Origin of the sequence: Truepera radiovictrix DSM 17093 (assembly GCF_000092425.1) — a bacterium.
Lineage (GTDB): Bacteria > Deinococcota > Deinococci > Deinococcales > Trueperaceae > Truepera > Truepera radiovictrix.
The window spans coordinates 2938231-2957584 of sequence record NC_014221.1 but is presented as its reverse complement, the minus strand read 5'-3'; the positions used below and the strand labels follow the sequence as shown (position 1 = coordinate 2957584).

The 19354-nt window shown below is 65.0% G+C and carries 17 protein-coding genes and 1 tRNA gene; 2 read left to right on the top strand and 16 right to left on the bottom strand.

The features are described from left to right. Positions 1 to 5: 5 nt before the first annotated feature. From TRAD_RS13555 to TRAD_RS13530, 6 genes are all read right to left on the bottom strand, one after another. The gene (locus tag TRAD_RS13555) at positions 6 to 377 is read right to left on the bottom strand and encodes a type II toxin-antitoxin system VapC family toxin (RefSeq protein ID WP_049773133.1); all 372 of its coding nucleotides are present in this window, start codon (positions 375 to 377) and stop codon (positions 6 to 8) included. 17 nt (positions 378 to 394) lie between these two features. Then, entirely contained in the window at positions 395 to 628 is a 234-nt protein-coding gene (locus TRAD_RS13550) for a hypothetical protein (protein WP_148221261.1), read from the bottom strand. A gap of 70 nt (positions 629 to 698) precedes the next feature. Then, positions 699 to 3896, bottom strand: coding sequence for a DUF559 domain-containing protein (locus TRAD_RS16440; RefSeq protein ID WP_013179177.1), 3198 nt, complete (start codon positions 3894 to 3896; stop codon positions 699 to 701). After that, positions 3893 to 4336 carry a type II toxin-antitoxin system VapC family toxin gene (locus TRAD_RS13540; protein WP_013179176.1) on the bottom strand — a complete coding sequence of 148 codons (444 nt, stop codon included), beginning with the start codon at positions 4334 to 4336 and terminating at the stop codon, positions 3893 to 3895. Before TRAD_RS13540 ends, TRAD_RS16440 begins: the two co-directional genes overlap by 4 nt. Before the next feature lie 142 nt (positions 4337 to 4478). Next, positions 4479 to 4715: a type II toxin-antitoxin system Phd/YefM family antitoxin gene (locus TRAD_RS13535; RefSeq protein ID WP_013179175.1), complete on the bottom strand. Its 237-nt coding sequence runs from the start codon at positions 4713 to 4715 to the stop codon at positions 4479 to 4481. Positions 4716 to 4790: 75 nt separating this feature from the next. Beyond that, complete coding sequence (locus tag TRAD_RS13530) at positions 4791 to 8066, bottom strand: helicase-related protein (RefSeq protein WP_013179174.1); 3276 nt, start codon at positions 8064 to 8066, stop codon at positions 4791 to 4793. Between the two features lie 187 nt (positions 8067 to 8253). Between TRAD_RS13530 and TRAD_RS13525 the strand changes: the two genes are divergently transcribed. Beyond that, a complete protein-coding gene (locus tag TRAD_RS13525; RefSeq protein WP_013179173.1) occupies positions 8254 to 8643 on the top strand; it encodes a type II toxin-antitoxin system VapC family toxin in 390 nt (129 codons plus the stop codon). A 72-nt stretch (positions 8644 to 8715) separates the two neighbouring features. On the opposite strand, the gene TRAD_RS13520 is transcribed toward TRAD_RS13525, so the two are convergent. From TRAD_RS13520 to TRAD_RS13480, 9 genes are all read right to left on the bottom strand, one after another. Next, a tRNA-Val gene (locus TRAD_RS13520) sits at positions 8716 to 8790 on the bottom strand. A gap of 150 nt (positions 8791 to 8940) precedes the next feature. Beyond that, a complete protein-coding gene (locus tag TRAD_RS13515) occupies positions 8941 to 10473 on the bottom strand; it encodes a glycosyltransferase family 117 protein (RefSeq protein ID WP_013179172.1) in 1533 nt (510 codons plus the stop codon). Then, the gene (locus TRAD_RS13510) at positions 10470 to 11411 is read right to left on the bottom strand and encodes a lysylphosphatidylglycerol synthase transmembrane domain-containing protein (RefSeq protein WP_013179171.1); all 942 of its coding nucleotides are present in this window, start codon (positions 11409 to 11411) and stop codon (positions 10470 to 10472) included. The genes TRAD_RS13515 and TRAD_RS13510 overlap by 4 nt, the downstream gene beginning before the upstream one ends. Then, a complete protein-coding gene (locus TRAD_RS13505) occupies positions 11411 to 12145 on the bottom strand; it encodes an SDR family oxidoreductase (protein WP_013179170.1) in 735 nt (244 codons plus the stop codon). Before TRAD_RS13505 ends, TRAD_RS13510 begins: the two co-directional genes overlap by 1 nt. Further along, positions 12142 to 13635: an FAD-binding oxidoreductase gene (locus TRAD_RS15450; protein ID WP_013179169.1), complete on the bottom strand. Its 1494-nt coding sequence runs from the start codon at positions 13633 to 13635 to the stop codon at positions 12142 to 12144. Before TRAD_RS15450 ends, TRAD_RS13505 begins: the two co-directional genes overlap by 4 nt. Next, positions 13632 to 15101 carry a UbiA family prenyltransferase gene (locus TRAD_RS13495; protein WP_013179168.1) on the bottom strand — a complete coding sequence of 490 codons (1470 nt, stop codon included), beginning with the start codon at positions 15099 to 15101 and terminating at the stop codon, positions 13632 to 13634. The genes TRAD_RS15450 and TRAD_RS13495 overlap by 4 nt, the downstream gene beginning before the upstream one ends. Before the next feature lie 272 nt (positions 15102 to 15373). After that, positions 15374 to 16051: a metal-dependent transcriptional regulator gene (locus TRAD_RS13490; RefSeq protein WP_013179167.1), complete on the bottom strand. Its 678-nt coding sequence runs from the start codon at positions 16049 to 16051 to the stop codon at positions 15374 to 15376. Positions 16052 to 16123: 72 nt separating this feature from the next. After that, positions 16124 to 17212 carry a quinone-dependent dihydroorotate dehydrogenase gene (locus TRAD_RS13485; protein ID WP_013179166.1) on the bottom strand — a complete coding sequence of 363 codons (1089 nt, stop codon included), beginning with the start codon at positions 17210 to 17212 and terminating at the stop codon, positions 16124 to 16126. A gap of 109 nt (positions 17213 to 17321) precedes the next feature. Next, positions 17322 to 17723 (bottom strand): fasciclin domain-containing protein, encoded by a 402-nt coding sequence (locus tag TRAD_RS13480; protein WP_013179165.1) that lies wholly within the window; start codon positions 17721 to 17723, stop codon positions 17322 to 17324. A 205-nt stretch (positions 17724 to 17928) separates the two neighbouring features. On the opposite strand from TRAD_RS13480, the gene tnpA reads away from it, so the two are divergent. Beyond that, positions 17929 to 18357 (top strand): IS200/IS605 family transposase, encoded by a 429-nt coding sequence (gene tnpA / locus TRAD_RS13475; protein ID WP_013177059.1) that lies wholly within the window; start codon positions 17929 to 17931, stop codon positions 18355 to 18357. A gap of 268 nt (positions 18358 to 18625) precedes the next feature. Here the strand turns inward: tnpA and TRAD_RS13470 are convergent, their stop codons facing one another. Next, positions 18626 to 19348: an SDR family oxidoreductase gene (locus TRAD_RS13470; protein ID WP_013179164.1), complete on the bottom strand. Its 723-nt coding sequence runs from the start codon at positions 19346 to 19348 to the stop codon at positions 18626 to 18628. Between the last annotated feature and the right edge of the window lie 6 nt (positions 19349 to 19354).

Sequence of the window (19354 nt, the reverse complement as noted above, 5' to 3'; positions counted from 1 at the left end):
TCCCCCTATAGCCTCACGATGCGCGGGCCTGCCTTGTACGCTTCAAAATCGCTGTCGGTGGTGTAAATGACCTCAGCGCCCGCTTCGATGAGTGAAAACAAAATCAGGGCGTCGGCCATCGCTAGGCCGTTGCCGTGAGCAAGCCGCGTCGCGCGCCGCATCGATTCAGCGTCACGTAGCCACAAGATGCTGCAGACCTGTGGCAGCGCGTCTAAAAACCGATCCGTCTTCTCTCCTTCGGTAAGCCCGCGAAGGCCGCTGCGTTGTAGCTCGTAAAGCGTGATGCAAGAAACCAGGGCCTCCTCTTGCGGTCCAGCCGTGACCTCGTCCCAAAGCTCGAGCGCCCCCTTATCCTCTTTGAGGAGACGGATGAACACCCCTGTATCCAGCCCAATCACTCAAAGTCCCTGTCCGACTCGCGCCGCATTTTCTTTAGCTGCTCATCAAAGTCCGGTACGACGTAGGTCTTGCCGATAAGGCTGTTGATGGCTTCTATCGCCTGCTTGCGCCTGAGCGCCTTGACGTGCGCCTCGATCGCTTCGGCGTAGAGCGCCGACACCGACTTGCCCGCTTGCTTAGCGACCTGCTCGGCAGTCTTGCCGATGTCATCGGGAACATTTACCGTCACGCGCATCTTAAGCCTCCATGCCTATCGTAGCGCATAACAGTGGCGCATAAGCTGCGTATGCAGCAAAGGGTCATGAGGTGAAGAGCCCCTGCTGCGCGCTCTGCGTGGGCTCCGGCAGGTTGTCGCGCAGGGTCAGCAGTTCGTCCAGCGCCCGCCCCTCGCTCTCCTCGTCGCCCAGCACCTCCGCGAAGGCCTGGGTGGTACGCCAGAAGCTCTCGGACTTGCGGTACTTCACGACCTCCAAGTAGTCCGAAATCGCCTGGCGGCCCGCGGGCAAGAGCGTGAGCGCGCGGTGCATGGCGTCCACGATGGGCACCTGCGGCGCTTTCAGGGTGGGCTGGCCCAGAGCGTCGTCTTTTCTCAGCCGCTCCCTGGCGGTGAGCAGGTTGGCCTTCTCGCCCCTTACGCTCACCAGGCCCATGTCGCTCAGCTCCCTCAGCTCGATGCCGCTCGATTGCGCCAACTTGCGCGCCTCGTCCGAAGGCAGCTCGTAGCCGTAGGCCCAGAGCGTCAAGAGTGTGAACTGCGAGGGCTCATCTACCCTCACCCCCCAATCCCCTCTCCCCCCGGGAGAGGGAGCGAAGGGGGAGAGAACCTGTTGCAGCGCGAACTCCATGACGATCTTGCGCACCTCGTCCAGAAACTCGCCCACACTGACCGGCTCGCCGCTGGCCCGCCTAACCTCGTCGTAACGGCTGTAGGACTCTAGGCCTGGCCCGATGGCCGACATGAAAAAGTCCGCGCCGCGAATGCCCGCGTCCCAGAACTCCTTGAGCTGCGGGCGGATGGCTGCCTGCATCTCCCTGCGCACCTGGTTGAAGTAACCAATTGGCCCCTCACCCCGGCCCTCTCCCCCAGGAGAGGGAGAAAAGCTGCGCTTAGAGCAGTTGAGGAAGGTGGACGAGGCTAGGGCCGCTGAGCCCCTAGCCCGCAGCCGCGTCGCCATCTCCGTATGTAGCGGCCATGATGCCTCCACCGTGAAGCCCGCCTTGATGAGCGCGTTAATCAGCGTCTCCCACGCATCGGTGGACTTGTGGGCAAAGACAATCGTCGCCTGCCCCTTGGGTTTAAGCACGCGGTACATCTCCTTAAAGGCTTGCGCCATCATGTCCTCGAAAAAGACTTTGGCCTTGCTGTTGTCGCCACCATGCCGCACCGGGTTCTGCACCGCTTCCTGCGCTTTTGGCGTAAGTGGCGTGCGAAAGTCTGCTGGGTACAAGTGCCCAATGGTTCGCTTTAGCCAGACATAAAAAAAGTCGGAGAGGTCAGCGTAGGGTACGGCGTCGTAGTAGGGTGGGTCGGTGATGATGGCGTCGAGGGAGTTGTCCTCTAAGGGAATGCGAGTGGCAGAGCCTCGGAGTACATTTGCAGGGCAAGAAGATGATTGGGCAGAATGTTCGACAACTCTGAGCACCCAATCAATTGCTCCCAACCAACCCCCAGTTTGCTCACTCATTGGATTGACTTCAACAAAGTCCCATACCATCGGCAAAGCTTGGCGAGCAAAAGTATTCATGATGGATTCACCTGTATTGTCCCAACGGCAAACCGTTGAAGCTCTATCGGCAAGGCGGTCAGCAAGTATACCCAAATACGTCGCTACCCCTCGAGCCCATTCCTCATCCATCCCCTGCCGCTGCATCTCCGCGTGGGCTTCGCGTACCCACTTGGCGAAGGTGACGAGCGAGAGGGCTTGGCGGGGGTTGAAGAGTTCGCCCCACTTGTCAAAGCCGTAGATGCAGGGTGTGAAGGCTCTTGGTTCATAGGGTATGGGTTCTTCGGGAATAATAGGCAGACCGTCAAAGGTCATTTCCTGCTTTAGCGCCTCTAGCTTGGCGGCTGCCTGTTCAAAAATACATAAGTCATCATCTGTCGCTGCGCGATAGCTCTTGCCGCTACTCGTCGAGGATGATAGAACCACAGCGAGAAGCCGCTGTCCCCACTTGTTCTGCCTGGCCTGCTCCTGAGTTGTTCGGCTAGGAATCACCGTACTACATACAGGACAAACCGCATTGCCCCGTGTAATGGTGCCCTCGTCTGGCCACGTTTCTTTGCTGCCGACTTCAACGACCTTGAAGGAGACCCTCACCCCCTTCGCCCCCTCTCCCGAGGGGAGAGGGGGTTGTGGGGAGAGGGCTAAGCGCTTGCCTGGCTTCTTGGCAAGCCACCACTGCCTGACCAGCGGCACCTCGGCGCGGCAGGCTGGGTTGATGCAGGTGACGGTCCTGGCCCACAGGTAGGCTATGGGCGTCTTGCCGTCGGGGTCTGCCGGGTAGAACTCTGCCAGCTCGCTTCTGGCGCGCTCGAGCACCCATTCGCCCCAGTAGCGCACCTCTGCTGCTAATGGGTTCTTCTTGTAGGCCGTTACGCGCTCGGAATCCTCGTTGAATCCTAGACCCCCTTGTTTCCAACGACCGGCAGCTAGGGTGTCAGCGATGCGCCCCAGCACCTCCTCGGTGTTTTCCAGCACCTCTCGGTTGCGAAACCTGAGTATCGTGTAGCCTTGAGCTTTAAGCTCGGCTTCGCGGACTCGGTCGTACTCGGCTTGCTTGGGTTCATCATGAATGCTGCCGTCAAGTTCGATGACGAGTCTGGCTTCGTGGCAGTAGAAGTCGCAAATATAGCGCCCGATGGGGTGCTGACGGCGAAATTTGGCCTGCTCGAGCTGGCGGTTTCGCAGGGCTTGCCACAGTAGGCTTTCAGCGTCGGTGGCGCGCTGGCGTAACTCGCGGGCCAAGTCGCGGATGTACGACCTCACCCCCTTCACCCCCTCTCCTTCAAGGAGAGGGGGAGGGGGGGAGAGGATATAATCGGGAACAGGGCGCGAGTTGGGCTGGCCGAACTTCTGGGGGTATTCCAGGGTCGCCCGCTGGATGATATGCGCGACGGGGTTGAGGTCCAACGCGTAGGTCTCGCAGCCCAGGCGCAGAGCCTCCAGAGGAATGGCTCCACCACCCGCGAAGGGGTCGAGCACCTTGGGCGGCTTACCGCCGTTAGCCTCCAAGACCTTCCGGCGGGCCTTTAGGATAGCTGCGTTGTTCCCGTCTTTGACCGCCTCCCACGGCACGATCTTCTTCACCAGCTCGTAGTTCTCCTCCGAGTCGGGTACCAGCGTGGCGAAAACGGCGGCGCGGCTGGCCGCCAAGGGGCGGCGCGCCCACCAGATGTGCAAGGTAGAAATGTGCCCGTGCCGGATGCTCTTTTCTCGAGCGGACTCCACGGAGACTTCCGCCAAGGGTAGGCGGTGTTCGATGAGGCGCTTGGTCATGCTTCTCCTGAGATGTTGGCGTCAGTCGCGGGAATGCCCAGGGCGGTGGCGGCGTGAATGAGGGTCTTGTCCAGGCTGTAGATTTGCGCTTCGTGCCTGCGAGCCAGGGCTAAGTGCAGGGCGTCAGGCCCACGCAGACCCAGCGCGGGGTCTAAGAGGAGCAGTTGTCCAGAGAGCTCGAAATCGGCGGTGGTGCAAGGGAGTAGTTGAAAACCGTCTTGCAGGTCGTGCTCGAGGGCTTGCGCGTGAGCGGTAGCGTTCCCTTTCGTGAGCTCTTTCATGCGAACCTTGCGCGCAACGGTGCTGATGAACTCGACCCGCGTCCAGGTGCTGACGGCGAGGCTTCCTACGGGGGCGGCTTGAAGCACAAGCTCTACGGCTTTGCTGCTGCTCTCTTTGAGGTAGTAGGGAATCAAGAAGCTCGTGTCGAGGTAAATCACCTAGAACTCATCTCAAAAATGGCTTTTCAGACTCTGAGCGTTTTATCTTACTCGCCCAGCTCCCTAGTACGGGCACGAGCCCGGCCCTAGCGGGCCTAGTACCTCGTCGTGCAAAGCCCGCCAAGGGTTTTTGAGATGGCTTCTAGTAGCGGTACTCTTCACGCATCGCAATAAGGTCTTCAACGGCACTCGTCTTGATGTTGCCGTGCTTTTCCCGAAATTCGGCGCGTGAAGGCAAAGGCTTTTTGGGTGCTTGGGTGGCGCTGAGGCGCGCCACGGGTTTTCCCCTGCGGGTGATGGTGACCTGCTCGCCTTCTTCGACGCGCTTGATGATTTCGCTCAGTTTGGCTTTGGCTTCCGCCACGGTGACTTCTAGCATGGTTGCTCTTTCTCCCTACCCTCTTTAGGGGGTAGAGTTGGGGTTATGGTCATCTCTATGACCATCTTAGCAGCTTTAGATTTCTTCTGCCACCGCCCGCCATGACGCCTGCGGCACCAGGAGCCTGACTACCCCAACCTCCTCCACCGCAGAGAGGTTGTTCACGGGGTCACGGACAATGTGCAGTTTGGGGCTAGAGAGCGCGTCGGTGACGATGTAGAGATAGTAGAGGTCCTCAAGCCGTCCCGCCACGATCCATTCGTTGGGCGTAAGCACCACCGCCCCAGTGCCAGCCCGTCCTTTGACCTCGATGGCACGGTCGGGGGATTCGATGTCGTAACCAACGTTTTCGGCGCTCACGTCCTGCGGTTCCTGTCCCCGCTGCCGCTCGTAGTCCAGCGCAACTCTCATGGCGGCCAGCTCCACCTGGCGGCGCACCTGCGGGTCATCCTCATCTACCGCGTCTAGGGCCGCTGGGGGATGCACGTAGGCGAGCGCCAGAAGCTCGGCAGGCTCAGGGTTCAGATTCTCCTCCTGGGACAGCCGCGCCTCCAAGCTGGTTAGCCGCTCCTTGAGCTGTGTTTGCCGCCGCTCCTCCTGCAAGGTGGCGAGCGCCATGTCCTCTCCACTGCGCTGCTTCACCTTGTACTGGGTGAGCTTGCGGGTGGACTCACGAAGGAGATGCTGCAGGCTCCTGGTGCCGTACTTGCGGCGGATGCCCACCTCACGCAAGCGTGACTCGGTGACTTCGCTCAGGTAGCCGTCCAGCAGGTGGTCGTGCACCCAGTCACGCAGGCGCTCCTTGGCCTCGTCCGCGCCGGTAGCGTCCTCTGGGGCTTCCCCTGGTGCGGCGTCCACCAGCACGCGCGCAGGCACCGTCCTTAGTTCTGCGCCCTCCAAGCAGGCTGCCAGCCGCTTGGACACCACCGCGCCCGTGCCGTCCCGGACCGTCAGCTCGAAGTGAGCGAGGAGCCCAGGCACCGCGGCTTGGGGTAGGGCAAAAGCAGCACCCTGCTGCATGGCGGGGGTGGCGTCCTTGAGGGTGCGCTCGAGCACCGCGTCGAAAAGGGCATGCCCTGGTGCGATGAACTCCGCGTCCGTTGCGTCCTTGGGGTTGAAAGTAGCCCGCAGGTACTCGCTCTGCACGCCCTCGCACGCTTGCCTCAGCTCGTAAGGCACGCGCAGGCGCAAGAGGCCATCCTGCCGCCTCTCAATCACCCCACCAAGGCGGGTGAAAGCCTGGCGGAAGAAGCGGTCGATGTACTCCGGCTGCAGGCGGTGTACCTCCGAGTCGCGCTTCTGCTCCCTAAGCCTAGAGAGGTCGAGCTCCCGCTTAGCGAGCGCCTCCAAGGTGATGTCCTTGATGTGCGCTACCCGCTCCGGGCTTAAGCGCGCTTCCACCATCGCCTGAATCTCCGCTAAGGACTTGCGGCCCAGCAGGTGGTCGGCGATGAGTCTCTCTAAGTTCACATCCCGCAGGAGTTCGCCCACCACGTCGTAGACCCGGTCCGAGCCGAGTTGCTCGCGCATGGCCTCTAGCTTGGTCAAGAGGCGGCCCAGCACGTCGCCTTCGCGCGTACCCTGAGCCACCAGGTTGTAGATGCGCACGTCGTACCGCTGTCCGTAGCGGTGAACGCGGCCCATGCGCTGCTCTAGGCGCGTTGGGTTCCAGGGGATGTCGTAGTTGACCATCACCGAACAGAACTGCAGGTTGATGCCCTCGCCCGCCGCTTCGGTCGCCACCATCACGCGGCAGCTGTCCCTGAACGCCCGCTCGGCGGCGATACGCTCCTCCAATCTCATGGAGCCGTCGATGGAGGTAGCAGTGTAACCTCGCTTTCCCAGCACCCGCATGATGAAGGTCAGCGTGTCCTTGTGCTCGGTGAAGATAAGGAGCTTCTCGCCATTGGGTAGGCTCTGCAGAATCTTCTGTAGCTCCGTGAGCTTGCGGTCTTGCTCCAGCCGCGCCAGCAGCGTGGCCGTTTCGCTTAGTTCCTTTAGCTCCCGAATCTCCCGCTCCAGGTCGGGCAGGTTATCCGCTAACGTCAGGCGCTCGGCTAGGGCGTTCTCGAGTTCCCAGCGTTCCTCTTCGGGCAGGTCCTCGAGCTCCTCGTCGGTAAGGTTCCAGAGCGGGTCGGTGTGGACGCGGCTCACCTCGTCCCGTAGGGTCAGGAGGCGGCGGTAACGCCTGTCCAGCGAGGAAGCGATGGCGTAGGTAGACGAAGCCAGACGGCGCTGTAAGACGGTCATGGTGAGGCCGATGTTGCGCTTGCCTTCCGTCCAGGCGCGCTTGAAGTGTTTTGTGACGTAGTCCGTGACCCGTTCGTAAAGCTGCCGCTCGCTCGGCGTGAGGCGAAACTCTGGCGTGTGCACGTACCTTGGCGGGAAGAGCGGCTTGCCCTCGAAGTCCGTCATGTCCTCTTTGAGGCGCCGTAACAGGATCGGGTTCTCGCCCTCCTGCGCCGCTTCCTCCAGAAGAGCCCTGGTGGCGAAGAGGTCGGGCTCTAAAAGGTCTAGGAGCAGGCGGAACTTTTCGTCGTCACCTTGGTGCGGGGTGGCGGTGAGGAAAAGCAGGTGGGTGCTGGTCTGCGCCAAAACCTCACCGAGCCGGTAGCGCATGGACTTCTTGACGTCGTGGCCGTAGCGGGTGGCGGAGAGCTTGTGTGCTTCGTCCACGATGACCAAGTCCCAAGTGGTGTGCTCTAAGCTCTGCAAGTAGGCTTCATGCTTGGCGAAGTCCACGCTGGTTATCGCCATCGGCCTGGCCGCCCAGGGGTTCTCGTCGTAGAGCGCGGTGACGGTGTTGCGGTTCATGACCTCGAAGCGCTCGCCGAACTTGTCCTTTATCTCCCGCCGCCACTGGTCGGTGAGGTTGGCGGGCGTCACGATAAGCACCCGCTCGACTAAGCCGCGGTACTTCAGCTCCTTGAGGAGCAGGCCAGCCATCACCGTCTTGCCTGCGCCGGGGTCGTCGGCCAAGAGGAAGCGGATGCGGGGCTTCTGCAGCAGGGTGCCGTAGACGGCCTCGAGCTGGTGCGGCAGCGGATCGATGCGGCTGGTGGAGACCGCGAAAAAGGGGTCGAAGGTGTGGCCCAGCCGGATCCGCTGCGCTTCCACCCCCAACGCATAGAGCTCAGGATCGGCCTGGAAGGTGATGCGCTGGCCCAAGCCCGCGGCGAGGCGCTCCAAGTGCGCGCCGTCTAAGAGGCGCTTATGTAGGCTCTGTGTCTGCAGCCCTTCGGCCAGCACTTCAAAGCGCGCGCCCAGCTTGCTGATTCTGATGATACGAACGGCTTCGGGCCAGAGCGGATCGTTTACCCGCTGGTCTGTTAGGCTCGCCGTGACGTCCACTTCCCCAACGCCTCCTAGGTGTTTGCAAGGTTACCAAAAATCGACATAACCCCGTTCGCCACCGAAAGAGCGCGTGCAAGCACTTGATTGGAGTAATGAGCTCGAGGTCGCTCGAGTCCGGAGCGACTCGAAGGCGTTGGCTCGAGCAATGGGTGAGCGAACCGGCTAGGAGGCTAAAAGGGGCGCGATGGGCTTCTCCAGACGGTTCATAGGGCTTTTCGTTTCTTGGGTCCTGTATCACGCCGCGGCGCGCGACCTCTTCGGTCGCCTCGAAGCCGACGCCGTGCCGGTGTTTCTCGCCTACCCCGCGCTGCTAGAGACGCACCGGCTGATGCTTAGCCGCGGCGACGCGGCGCGGGCGCGCGGGCGCATTTTGACCCTCAAGGAGCGTGCGCCGGTGCATTATCCAGGAGCGGCGGACGGCGAGGCGGCGTTGTCGAGCTTGAAGCGTTTTGAAAGTCAGCGCATCTCGCTGACCGACGCTACCCTAGCGGCTATGGCGGTGCGGCTCGGTTTACAGGTGGTGACGTTCGACCGGCAGCACTCCGGCCTGATGGGGAGTGAAGTCTATGGGTAGTTTGAGGTTGAAAGCGAGGGTGTTAAGCAGCAGACAGCCCGGTCTTTACGCCGGGCTGTCTGCGTCCCTGATTGGTGGGCGGTACTGGGATTGAACCAGTGACCCCTCGCGTGTGAAGCGAGTGCTCTCCCGCTGAGCTAACCGCCCGAGCTGGGTCGTCACCGATTCTACCCCGTTGGGTTCTGCGCTGTAAAGCCGCCGTGAAGCCAGCTGTCAAGTCGACGGAAAACCAGCACGCCGACGCGGCAGCTGAAAGCCTCGGGGCGCCCCGGGGGCTTCAAACTAGGGGGCGCAGGTTTAAAAAGCGGCCTCCAGGCGGCAGAGGGCGGGGAGGTGGTCGGCGGGGCGCGTGACCATAAGGCCGGCAGCCTCGAAAAGGCCGCGTTGGCAGGGAAAAGCGTAGAGCGCTAGGCCCGCTTGCGGACCCCGCCGCCCGAGGGTGGGGAGCGGCGCGCCGTCCTCGAGGTAGCTCCGCAAACGGCCCCAGACCCAGCCGATGTTGGTCGCGTGGAGGTTGCGCGTCTCGCCCCACCCGTAGCCGATGAGGTAGTAGAGCAGGGCTTGGCCCCGGGCGTAGTCGGGGGCGATGATGAGCGCGTCTTCGCCGATGGCCGCTAGGGCCGCCTCGGTGTCGCGTTGTAACCACCTGTGGCCGCTAAGGTCGACGGCGTGGTAGTTGGTGACGTAGAGGGTAAGGGGTAGGAGCAGCAGAACGCCCAACCGCCACGCGCCGCACCGTTTCGTCCTGTTCGTCCCGCGCGCCCCCCTACCTCGCACCCCGCGCGTCACGCGTCCGAGGGCGAGGGCGGCGAAAATTGCCAGCACGAGGTCGTTGGGCAAAAAGTAACCCTCGATGTCGGGGATGTCGTAGTTGACCGCGTAGAGCGCGTTGCTCAGAAAGTAGAGGAGCAAAAAGACCCGCACCGGCCGCAGCGCGCGCCGCACGAAGGTTGCGCCGACGACCCCGAGGCCGAGTACGGGCATGTCGGTGCGCATAAAGCTCAAAAAGAGCGGCAGACGGTTCTGCACAAGTTGCGCGGGCGTAAAGGCGAACATGTAGGGTTTAAAGGGGCCGCCGGTGACGAAGTGAAAGACGTTCTCCCCGGTAAACCCCTCGATGTAGGGGGTCTGCGGGTCAGCGAGGCGCCAGAAGAGGTAGAGGTACTGCGCGGCGCCCAGGGTGATGACCGCGAGCACCCAGAGCACCTTTTTGGGTTGGACGAAGACGCTGCGGTCGGTGACCACGACCAGGTAGACAAAAGCTGGCAGCAGCGTGATCGCGAGCAGGTGGTGGCCGAACGACAGCGCGTAAAGAGCGGTGGCGAGGTAGAAGTCGCGGTCGCGACGCCTTAGGTGCCAGCGCACCAGAAAAAAGCTCACCGCAACCATAAAGAGCACCAGGAGCGCGTAGACCTCGGCGATGATCGCCTGTGACCAGTAGGTCTGGCTGAACCCGAAGGTGAGCGCCATGACAAAGGCGACGAAGCGCCCCACGCCGAGGAGCTCGAGCAGCTTAAAGAGCACCAGACAGGCGCCGATGGCGCAGAGCGCGGTGAGCAGGTTCGCCCTGTAAGCCAGCGTGCCGACCGGGACCAGGGTGACGAAAAGGTGATTCAAGACCATGTAGAGCGGGTACCCGGGTGCGTGCGGAATACCCAGGACGCGACCGAGGTACTGAAACTTGATGGCGTCACCCGAGTAGCCGATACCGGGTAGTAGCGTCGCGAGGTAGCCCCAACCGAGGAGGAGGGCGAGCAGCGCGGACAGCAGGGGGAGGCGCGAGCAGCCCGGTGAGCGCGGGGCGGGGAGGACGCGGGGGGGGCGCCTCATCCACCTACCTGCGCACCGACGCGCCCAAAGCCGACAGCAAAGGGCGCGCCTATAAGGACGGCGAACCAGAGCGTGGCAAACCGCAGCAAGAGGGTGACCGCACCGGCGTCGGCGACGCCGACGCCGCTTAGGGAGAGCAGCAGGATCATGGTCGCCTCCATCCCACCCAAACCGCCGGGCAAAAAGGAGAGCGCCCCGACGGCGACGGCGAGACCGTAGATGCCGAGGCTCGCGGTGAGGGGGAGCTCGAACCCCAACGCGAGGAGGATGACGTGCAACGCGAGCGCCTCGAGCCCCCACCCGACGAGGCTTAAAAGGGCGCCTACGACCAAAGGCCGCCCCCTGCTGAGCGCTGCGGTGGCCTCGAGGGCGCTCAGCACCCCTTCGGCGCGCGCCAAGACGCGCTGCGCGCGCGCCCACCGCCGAAAGCGGGTGCTCCTAAAGAGCAGCACGATCCCCAGCACCGCGCCCAAGGGTAGCGCCACCAGGGGCGCGTAACGCCCAAAGTGGAGTACGCCCAGAGCGGCCAACAGGAGCATCGCCGCGAGGTCGATGAGCCGCTCGACAAAGAGCGCCGAGAGGCTCGCGGCGTAGGGGACGCCGTGCGGTTTGAGGTAGATGGCGCGCACCGCCTCGCCGACCTTGCCCGGCGTAGCGGTAAAGGTAAAGCTCGCCAGATAGGCGCGCAGGCTCGGGCGCAGCGCGACGGGGGCGCCGAGGTGCGCTAGGTAGAGCTGCCAGCGCCCGAAGCGCAGCGCGTAGTTGGCGAGGGCCAAAAGCAGCGCGAGCAGAGCGCCGCTAAGGCCCAAGCGGCGCATGGCCGCCGCCGTCTCCGCCGCGCCGCTCCAGAGGGTGAGCGCCGCGTAACCGAGCATGGCCGCCAGAGCGGTCCAGAGAAGCGCCCGCAGGCGCGGGGGGCGTGGTCGCGGTGCGTCCATCAGAGCCTTAGCCGTTTAAAGAGCCCCTCCGGCAGGGCGCGGATCCCGAGCATCACCAAGTGCCAGAAGGCGGGCAGGTAGACGACCTCGGGGCCGCCATCGAGCGCCCGGACGACGCCCTTGGCGACGGCTTCGGGGGAGGCAAAAAGAGGGTTTTTCTTGAGGTGGGCGGTCATCGGCGTGTCGACCAAACCCGGTTTGATCGTGACGACGCGCACGCCCGAGGGGTGGAGGCGGTTTCTGAGCCCCTGCGCAAAGAGGCTCAGCGCGCCCTTGGCACTGCCGTAGACGTAGTTGCTCGCGCGGCCGCGGTCGCCGGCGACGGACGAGATCACCGCGATCGTCCCGCTCCGCTGCGCCTCCATACGGTTGGCGAGGTGCGTCAGAAGCGACACCACGCTAAGCAGGTTCGTCCGCAGCTCCCGCTCGGCGACGCGGTAGTCGGCCTCGCAGGCCGCCTGGTCGGCGAGCGTGCCGTAGGCGATGAGCACCACGTCAAGCCCGCCCAAGGCGTCCGCGGCGGCCGCTAAGAGCGCCTCGTGCCGCTTGGTGTCGGTGAGGTCGGCGACCGCGCTCTGCACCGCCGCGCCGCGCGCGCGCAGGTCCTGCGCCACCGCCCCCAGTTTGGCCGCGTCGCGCGCAACGAGGTAGAGCGCGTCGCCGCGCTCGGTCAGGAGCCGCGCGGTCGCCGCGGCAATCGCCGAGGTTGCGCCGAGGATGAGCGTGCGTCTCACACGTCCTCCCCGTCCCCACCCGTCTCCTGAGCGGCGTCTTGCGTGACCCGCCGCCAGAAGCTCGAGGAGAAGCGCGGGTCGACGAACCGCGCGAACGCGCGCCACTGCGGGTAGAAGCGCCGAAAGTCGCGCCCCGACATGCGGGCGTCTTTCGCGGGGTAGAGCCGCCCCCCCTCCGCGCGGACGATGTCGTCGAGGCGCGCCAGCAGCGCCAGCGTGCGCGCGCCCGCGTTGGGAAAGTCGAGCGCCAAGGTGACCCCCGGGCGCGGGAACGAGAGCATCCCGGGCGAGGGCAGGTCGCCGAACACCTTGAGCACGGCCAGAGGTGACCCCATCCCCGAGTCGGCGACCGCGCGGAAGATCATTTTGAGAGGCCCTGCGTCACCCGCGTAGGGGAGGACGCACTGGTACTGCAACAACCCGCGCGGGCCGTAGAGCTTGTTCCACCCCCCGAGGGCGTCGAGCGGGTAGAAAAAGCTCGAGTAGTGTTGGCGCGTGCGCACCACCTTGGCGCGCCTCTTGTGGTAGTAGAGCGCGTTAAAGGCGCGGATAGAGAGGGGGTTTAAGAGCGCGTTCGGCGCCTCCAGGGGGACGTTCAGGCGCCTTGTGGTGTGCGGCGTCAGGGGGCCGTCGGCCGCCTCGTTGCCGCGCATCAGGAGGCCGCGCCCCAGCGTCGCCCCGCTCGCGGCGCAGTCGACCCAGGCGACGGTGTAGTCGTGGGTGGCGTCGGATTCGGCGGAAAGCTCGAAAAACTCGTCGAGGTTGGCGAACTTGATGGTCTCGACCTCGAGTTCGGCGCTGCGGATGGGTTTGAGGGCGATCTCGACCCAGAGCATGAGCCCCGTTAGGCCGAGCCCGCCCACCGTCGCGCGAAAGAGCTCGGGGTTCTCCTCGGGGGAGCACACCAGGCGTGCGCCGTCCGTCCGGGTGCGGGTGCAGCCCGCGCGCCCAGAGGCGCTGTCCGTCCGGGTGCGGGTGCAGCCCGCGCGTCCAGAGGCGCTGTCCGTTCGGGTGCGGGTGCAGCCCGCGCGTCCAGAGGCGCTGTCCGAGCGCAGGAGCTCAAAGGCGCGCACGTGCCGCCCGAAGGTGCCCGCGCGGTGATGGTTTTTGCCGTGGACGTCGTTTGCGACCGCGCCCGCGAGCGAGACGTAGCGGGTGCCGGGGCTGACCGGCAGGAAAAAGCCGCGCGGCACGGCGAACGCCAGCACCTGCTCGAGGCTCACCCCCGCCTCCGCGCGCAGCACGCCGGTCTGCGGATCAAAAGCGATCAGGCGATTCAGCGCGCGCGTGTCGATGAGGGTGCCCCCGTCATTTAAGCAGACGTCGCCGTAGGAGCGGCCGTAAGCGTAGGGCAGCACGGTGCCGTCGCCCGGCGTCAGCGCGGCCTCGGCGTCGTGGCGCCAAGCGAGCCGGCGGACGCGGTGTTGCGCGCGCGGGTAGCGGCCCCACGAGGTGTACTGCGAGGTGTATGCGCTCTCGGCCCCGCTCATCCCCACCCCCAGGTGGCCGCTAAGCCGATCGCTAGGGCGAGGGCGCCGACGGCGTAGCTCACGCGGTCGCGTAGGGCGAACACGACCGGGTCGTCGTGCATCTGCCCGCGGTGAGCGAGCAGCCAGACGCGGCTAATCCAAAAGAGCAGCAGCGGGCAGAGCAGCCAGAGCACGAGGGGTGCGCGGTAGAGCTCGGCGACCTGCGGGCTGCTCAGGTAGAGCGCGACGACGAGCACCGACACGTAACCGCTCGAGGCGCCCAAGTTGGCGAGCCCCGCAAAGTCCTCGACGCTGTAGCCGCGCCCCTTGGCTTGGAGGTCGCCCGCTCGGCGCAGCGCGTGGAGCTCGGAGAGGCGCTTGACGAACGCGAGGTAGAGAAAGAAAAAGGTCGAAAAGGCGAGCAGCCACGGGGTGACCTCGAGCCCGGTGGCTGCGGTGCCAGCGATGATGCGCAGGGTGTAGAGCAGCGCGAGCACGATGACGTCGAGGATGGGCACGCGCTTGAGGTGGAGCGAGTAGGCGAGCGTCGTGACAAAGTAGCCCGCGAGCACCGCCCAAAAGGCGGGGGGAAGGGCGAGCGCAACGAGCGCGCTGCTCGCCAAAAGCGCCGGTACGAGTGCGACGCCCAGCTTGAGGGGGAGCGTGCCGGCGGCGAAGGGGCGCCGGCGTTTGCGGGGGTGGTGGCGGTCGGCCTCGAGGTCCAAAAGGTCGTTGATCACGTACGTCGCCGAGGCGAGCAGGCCAAAGGCGACAAAGGCCAAAAGCGCCGCTAGGAGCAGGGGCGCGCTCAGCTGGTGAGCGAGCAGCAGCGGCACCCCGATGAGCAGGTTTTTCACCCACTGGTGCACCCTGAGCGCGCGCGGCAGTTCGCGCAGACGGTCCTGCACGGGAAACACGCGCTCGATAGGCGTGACCCTCGCGACCCTGGCCGCGAGCCGTTCGCCGACGACGACCGCGCCCGCCGCGCCGCGCCACACCGCAAGGTCGAGGGGGGCGTCGCCAGCGTAGACGAATGCGCCCTCTGGAAAAACGCTCTGCAACGCGCGCAGCTTTTCCGCGCCGGCGTTGTTCACCCGGCCGTCGCTGGCGACGACGTGATCGAAAAGCCCTAGGTGTTTGGCGACGCGCGCCGCGACCTGCTGGTCGGCGGCGGTCGCTAAGACGAGGGGTCGCCCGGCGCCGCGCACCTCGCGCAAGTACGCGACGAGCTCCTCGCGGTAGGGTAGCGCGGTGACGTCGAGCTCGGCGCGCGCCGTGACCTCGCGTTTCAGGTGCGCCCTACCCCCAAGTAGCCACACGGGGAGCTTGAGGGGGCTCGGCGAGCGCCGCTTGAGCAGGGCGAGCAGCGACTCGAGCAGAAGGTCGGTTTGGATCAAGGTGCCGTCGAGATCGACGCATAGGGGCACCGATGGCGGCGCAGAAGGGGGGGCCGAAAAGCCCTCGCCGCTGATGACGCTCGTGGTCATGGCGCGCACCCCTAGAGCGCGGCGCGCACCGCTAACGTCGCAACGATGTCTCGTCACCTGCTTCCCCCCACGCCATGCGAACCCCAAGGATCGGCGGGCTTGGTACGTGGACCTGCGTCCGTGAGCGCTGCCGCAGGGCCAGCCGCGAGGCCGTGCACGGCTCTTTAGCGTCTAGCGCCCAGGGTACGCGCTTTAGTATACGGGGTCTGGCGCTCCTTGCGGCGTAGAGGCGGGGTACAACCGTCTGCGGGATCATCAAGCACCGAGCCGCGCTAAGGACCGTTGGAGGGGTCTAGGGGGGTGGCGTGGAGCGTCTCGGCGAGCTCGAGGGAGAGGGCGAGCTGCTGGCCGCCGCAGCGCAGCGTCACGGGGCCCGCGAGGGGGGCGCGCGCGACGACCTCGAGCTCGGCCCCCGGTTTGAGCCCCTGGCTCTCTAGGTAGACGAGCACCTCGCGCCGCTGGTCGGTGATGCGCGTCAAGCGGGCGCGCCGGCCGGGCTCGAGCTCGGTCAGCGGGCGGCCCCGCGGCGCCGGCAAGCTGCCGTCGGTCTGCGGGATGGGGTCGCCGTGGGGGTCGAAGGTGGGGTGCCCCAGCGCTTCGGCGATGCGCGCCTCGAACGCCTCGCTGATGACGTGCTCGAGCCTCTCGGCCTCGTCGTGCACCTCGTGCCAGGGGTAGCCGAGCGCCTCACTCAGGTAGGTCTCGATAAGGCGGTGGTGGCGCAGCGTCTCGAGGGCGACCTTGCGCCCGGCCGGGGTGAGCGAGACGCCGCGGTACTTTTCATAGGTGATGAGCTTAAGCGCGTGCAGCTTTTTGAGCATCCCTGAGACGCTCGCCGCGCTGACCGAGAGCGCCTCGGCGAGCGCCTGCGTTTTGACGTCGCGCCCACCGAGGTCGTAGATCGTCTTGAGGTAGTCCTCGGTAGCGGCTGAGATCGTCCGCCGCGTCACCGCGCCACCCCCAGAGGGCGACGGTTGGACGTGCCGGGTTTAGGCATGCCTAGAGCATAGCTTAAGAGAGCCTTAGAAGCCAGGGGGCGGCGCGTGCCGCCTCGCGAGCTCCTCGACCGAAGCGAGACCCTCGTGCTCGAGCCGCCTTAGCAGCCCACGGTGAAGGCGCTTTAGGAGCAGCGGTCCCTCGTAGACGAGACCCGTATAGAGCTGCACCAACGACGCCCCCGCGGCGAGGCGTTCGTAAACGTCGTCGACGCTGGCGACGCCGCCCACCGACACGAGCGGCAACCCCGTCCCCAAGCCCTGCAAAAAGCGCAGCACTGCCAAAGACCGCGCCCGCAGCGGTTTGCCGGAGAGCCCCCCCGCTTCGTCGAGGGGCGTCCTGAGACCCTCCCGCGACACCGTGGTGTTGGTGGCGATAAGCCCCGCGAGCCCGTAGCGAGCGGCGCGTTCGGCCGCTTCGGCGAGCTCCGCCTCCGAGAGGTCGGGGGCGAGCTTGAGCAAGATGGGCTTCTGGACGGGTTGCGCCGCGGCGAAAGCGGTCACGGCCCCCAAAAGCTCATCGAGCCGCGCGGCCTCCTGCAAAGCCCGCAGCCCCGGCGTGTTGGGCGACGAGACGTTGACGGCGAAGTAGTCGGCGTGGGGCCAGAGCGCCCCTAGCGACTGCACGTAGTCCCCCGGCGCGTCGTCTAGGGGGGTGACTCTGGACTTACCCAGGTTGACCCCGAGCGGCACCTGAATAGCACCCGAAGCCCGCAGCGCCGCGAGGCGCGCCGCAACGGCCGCCGCCCCGGCGTTGTTAAAACCCATGCGGTTGACGAGCGCCGCGTCCTCCGGCAGCCTAAAAAGGCGCGGTTTGGGGTTGCCGGGTTGCGCGTGCGCGGTGACGCTGCCGACCTCGACGAACCCGAAGCCTAGGGCCGCCCAGGTGGGTACGGCGACGGCGTTTTTGTCAAAGCCGGCGGCCAGGCCGATGGGGTTGGGGAAACGAAGGCCGAACGCCCTGGTCTGGAGGCGCTCATCGTCAAGAGCGCACGCCGCGCGCACGAGCCGCAGCGCACCGGGGTGCCGCGCGGTCCACTCGAGGAGCGCCATGGCGCGGTCGTGGGCGCTTTCGGGGTCGAGATGGAACAGGAGGGGGCGGAGCGCCTTGTACACGTTACAGCTTACGGTAAGTGGGGGCTAGAGAGCTCTCGACCGCTAGGTTCGCCGCGGGACGGCAAGAACCGCTCGCAAACCTGCGAGCGGCTGGTTGTTGGTGCCGAACTCAGCCGGGCAGCAAAACGCTATCGATCACGTGAATAACACCGTTGTCCGCTTCGATGTCGGCCTGAATGACGCGCGCCCCGCCGACCCGGACCCCGTCTGAAGTGTCGATGCTGAGCTCGCCACCCTCAACGGTTTTCGCGCTACTGAGGGTTTGCGCGTCGGCGGCAGTAACTTTGCCGGAAACGACGTGGTAGGTGAGAACTTTGGTAAGCTGCTCCTTGTCGCTGAGAAGCCCCTCTACCGTCCCCTCGGGAAGCTTGGCAAAAGCCTCGTCTGTGGGTGCAAAAACCGTCAGGGGGCCAGATCCCGCAAGGGTCTCTTCAAGCCCCGCAGCCTGCACCGCTTTGACGAGCGTCTGGAAGTTACCGGCGTTGACCGCGACTTCGACAAGGTTCGGCATGTGTCCTCCTCCGGCGAGGTGCGTTCTAAAGCATGTGCGCTGCAGGTGCCGACCTAGCGTGACACCTCGCAGCCGAGTTGGAACGCACGACGTCAGTGTAGATGCCCGTTCAGCTAGGCAGTGTGGGAGGAAATTTCATTATTCCAAGCGTAAGGTTGAAACCACCGCCTTTAGGCGGTCAGATTTCATCTGCTAGCCTTGGCGGATGGAGTATCGCTATGGCAGCCATACCGTCTTCAACATCGAGTACCACTTTGTGTGGGTCACGAAGTACCGCTACAAGGTGCTGAAAGGGGACATAGCCGAGCGTGTTAGGGAGTTGGTGCGGCAAACCTGCGAGGCGTTCGAGATACGGATTCTGAGCGGAGTGGTGAGTAGCGACCACGTGCATATTCTGGTGAGTGCGCCGCCGACAATGGCGCCGAGTGAGATCATGCGGCGGATCAAAGGGCGAAGTGCGAGCAAGCTATTCGAGGAGTATCCGAAGCTAAAAGCACGTTATTGGGGGCGGCACTTTTGGGCTAGAGGGTACTTCTGTGCGACGGTGGGGCAAGTCACGGAAGAGATGATCAAGAGCTACCTGGAGCATCACTTCGAGCCGACCCGAGAGGACAACTTCAGGACAGAGGACTGACGGGTCTATGACCCGTATCCCGACTTTCAGTCGCTCTTTCAAACCCTCCGACTTTAGTCGGTGGTTGTTTAGTGCGCTTTTGCTCACATAGGGGCTGCGCCTTTGGGGCTCCACCCAACACGCCGAACGCCGCGCCAACGCGGTGGCCCGGATGCCCGACGGGAAGCGCTATCGTCTTTCCAGGCCCGACGATCAGGAAGCCGCGCGGAGTCGAGGCGGGTGCTGCGAGGGGGAGCCGAGGGGCTCCCCGACCTCGCGGGTACGTAGGCTACTTCGTAGGCGGTTTGCTCGGGCGCACCTCGACGCGGCTCGGCAGCGTGCGCGCGGGCATCTTGAGGAGCATCAGCGTGATCTCGGCGATGTCCTCGGGTTGGATCTTCCAGGCGTCCGCCTCGCTCGGCGTGTGGCCGTTAAAGTGCGTGGCGACCGACCCGGGCATGATGTACGAGACTTTGATGTCGTGCTGGCGCAAGTCAAGCATCACCGCCTCGGAAAAGCCGTTTAGGCCGAACTTCGAGGCGTTGTACGCGGCGCCCCCCGGCATCGGATTGCGGCCCGCGAGTGACGAGATGGTGATGACGTAGCCGCCGCCCTTTTTGAGCGCGTCGAGAGCGGCCTTGACGCTGTAAAAGACGCCCGTGAGGTTTGTGTCGATGACGTCGTGCCACTGCTCGAGGCTCAGCTCATCGACCGGCGCGAAGTGCCCGACGCCGGCGTTGGCGACGAGCACGTCGAGGCCGCCAAAGGTGCTCACTGTCTCCTCGACGACCGCCCGCTGCTCGTCGAAGTTGCGGACGTTGCAGGTGAGCCCGAGCGCCCGCCCCGGCCCCACGCCGCTCAGCCGCTCCGCCGCCGCCTCGACCTCGCTCTGGGTGCGGGCCGTGATGGTGACGTTCATCCCCTCCCGGACGAGCGCCTCTGCGACGCCGTAACCGATGCCCTTGCTGCCGCCGGTGATCAGCGCGGTCTTGCCTTGTAGGTTCGTCTCCATGCGGTT

Excerpts from the sequence above, each read along its gene's own strand:
- TRAD_RS16440 (WP_013179177.1), bottom strand. The coding sequence starts at position 3,896 with ATGACCAAGCGCCTCATCGAACACCGCCTACCCTTGGCGGAAGTCTCC.
- TRAD_RS13535 (WP_013179175.1), bottom strand. The coding sequence starts at position 4,715 with ATGCTAGAAGTCACCGTGGCGGAAGCCAAAGCCAAACTGAGCGAAATC.
- TRAD_RS13525 (WP_013179173.1), top strand. The coding sequence starts at position 8,254 with ATGGGCTTCTCCAGACGGTTCATAGGGCTTTTCGTTTCTTGGGTCCTG.
- TRAD_RS13515 (WP_013179172.1), bottom strand. The coding sequence starts at position 10,473 with ATGAGGCGCCCCCCCCGCGTCCTCCCCGCCCCGCGCTCACCGGGCTGC.
- TRAD_RS13510 (WP_013179171.1), bottom strand. The coding sequence starts at position 11,411 with ATGGACGCACCGCGACCACGCCCCCCGCGCCTGCGGGCGCTTCTCTGG.
- TRAD_RS15450 (WP_013179169.1), bottom strand. The coding sequence starts at position 13,635 with ATGAGCGGGGCCGAGAGCGCATACACCTCGCAGTACACCTCGTGGGGC.
- TRAD_RS13495 (WP_013179168.1), bottom strand. The coding sequence starts at position 15,101 with ATGACCACGAGCGTCATCAGCGGCGAGGGCTTTTCGGCCCCCCCTTCT.
- TRAD_RS13480 (WP_013179165.1), bottom strand. The coding sequence starts at position 17,723 with ATGCCGAACCTTGTCGAAGTCGCGGTCAACGCCGGTAACTTCCAGACG.
- tnpA (WP_013177059.1), top strand. The coding sequence starts at position 17,929 with ATGGAGTATCGCTATGGCAGCCATACCGTCTTCAACATCGAGTACCAC.
- TRAD_RS13470 (WP_013179164.1), bottom strand. The coding sequence starts at position 19,348 with ATGGAGACGAACCTACAAGGCAAGACCGCGCTGATCACCGGCGGCAGC.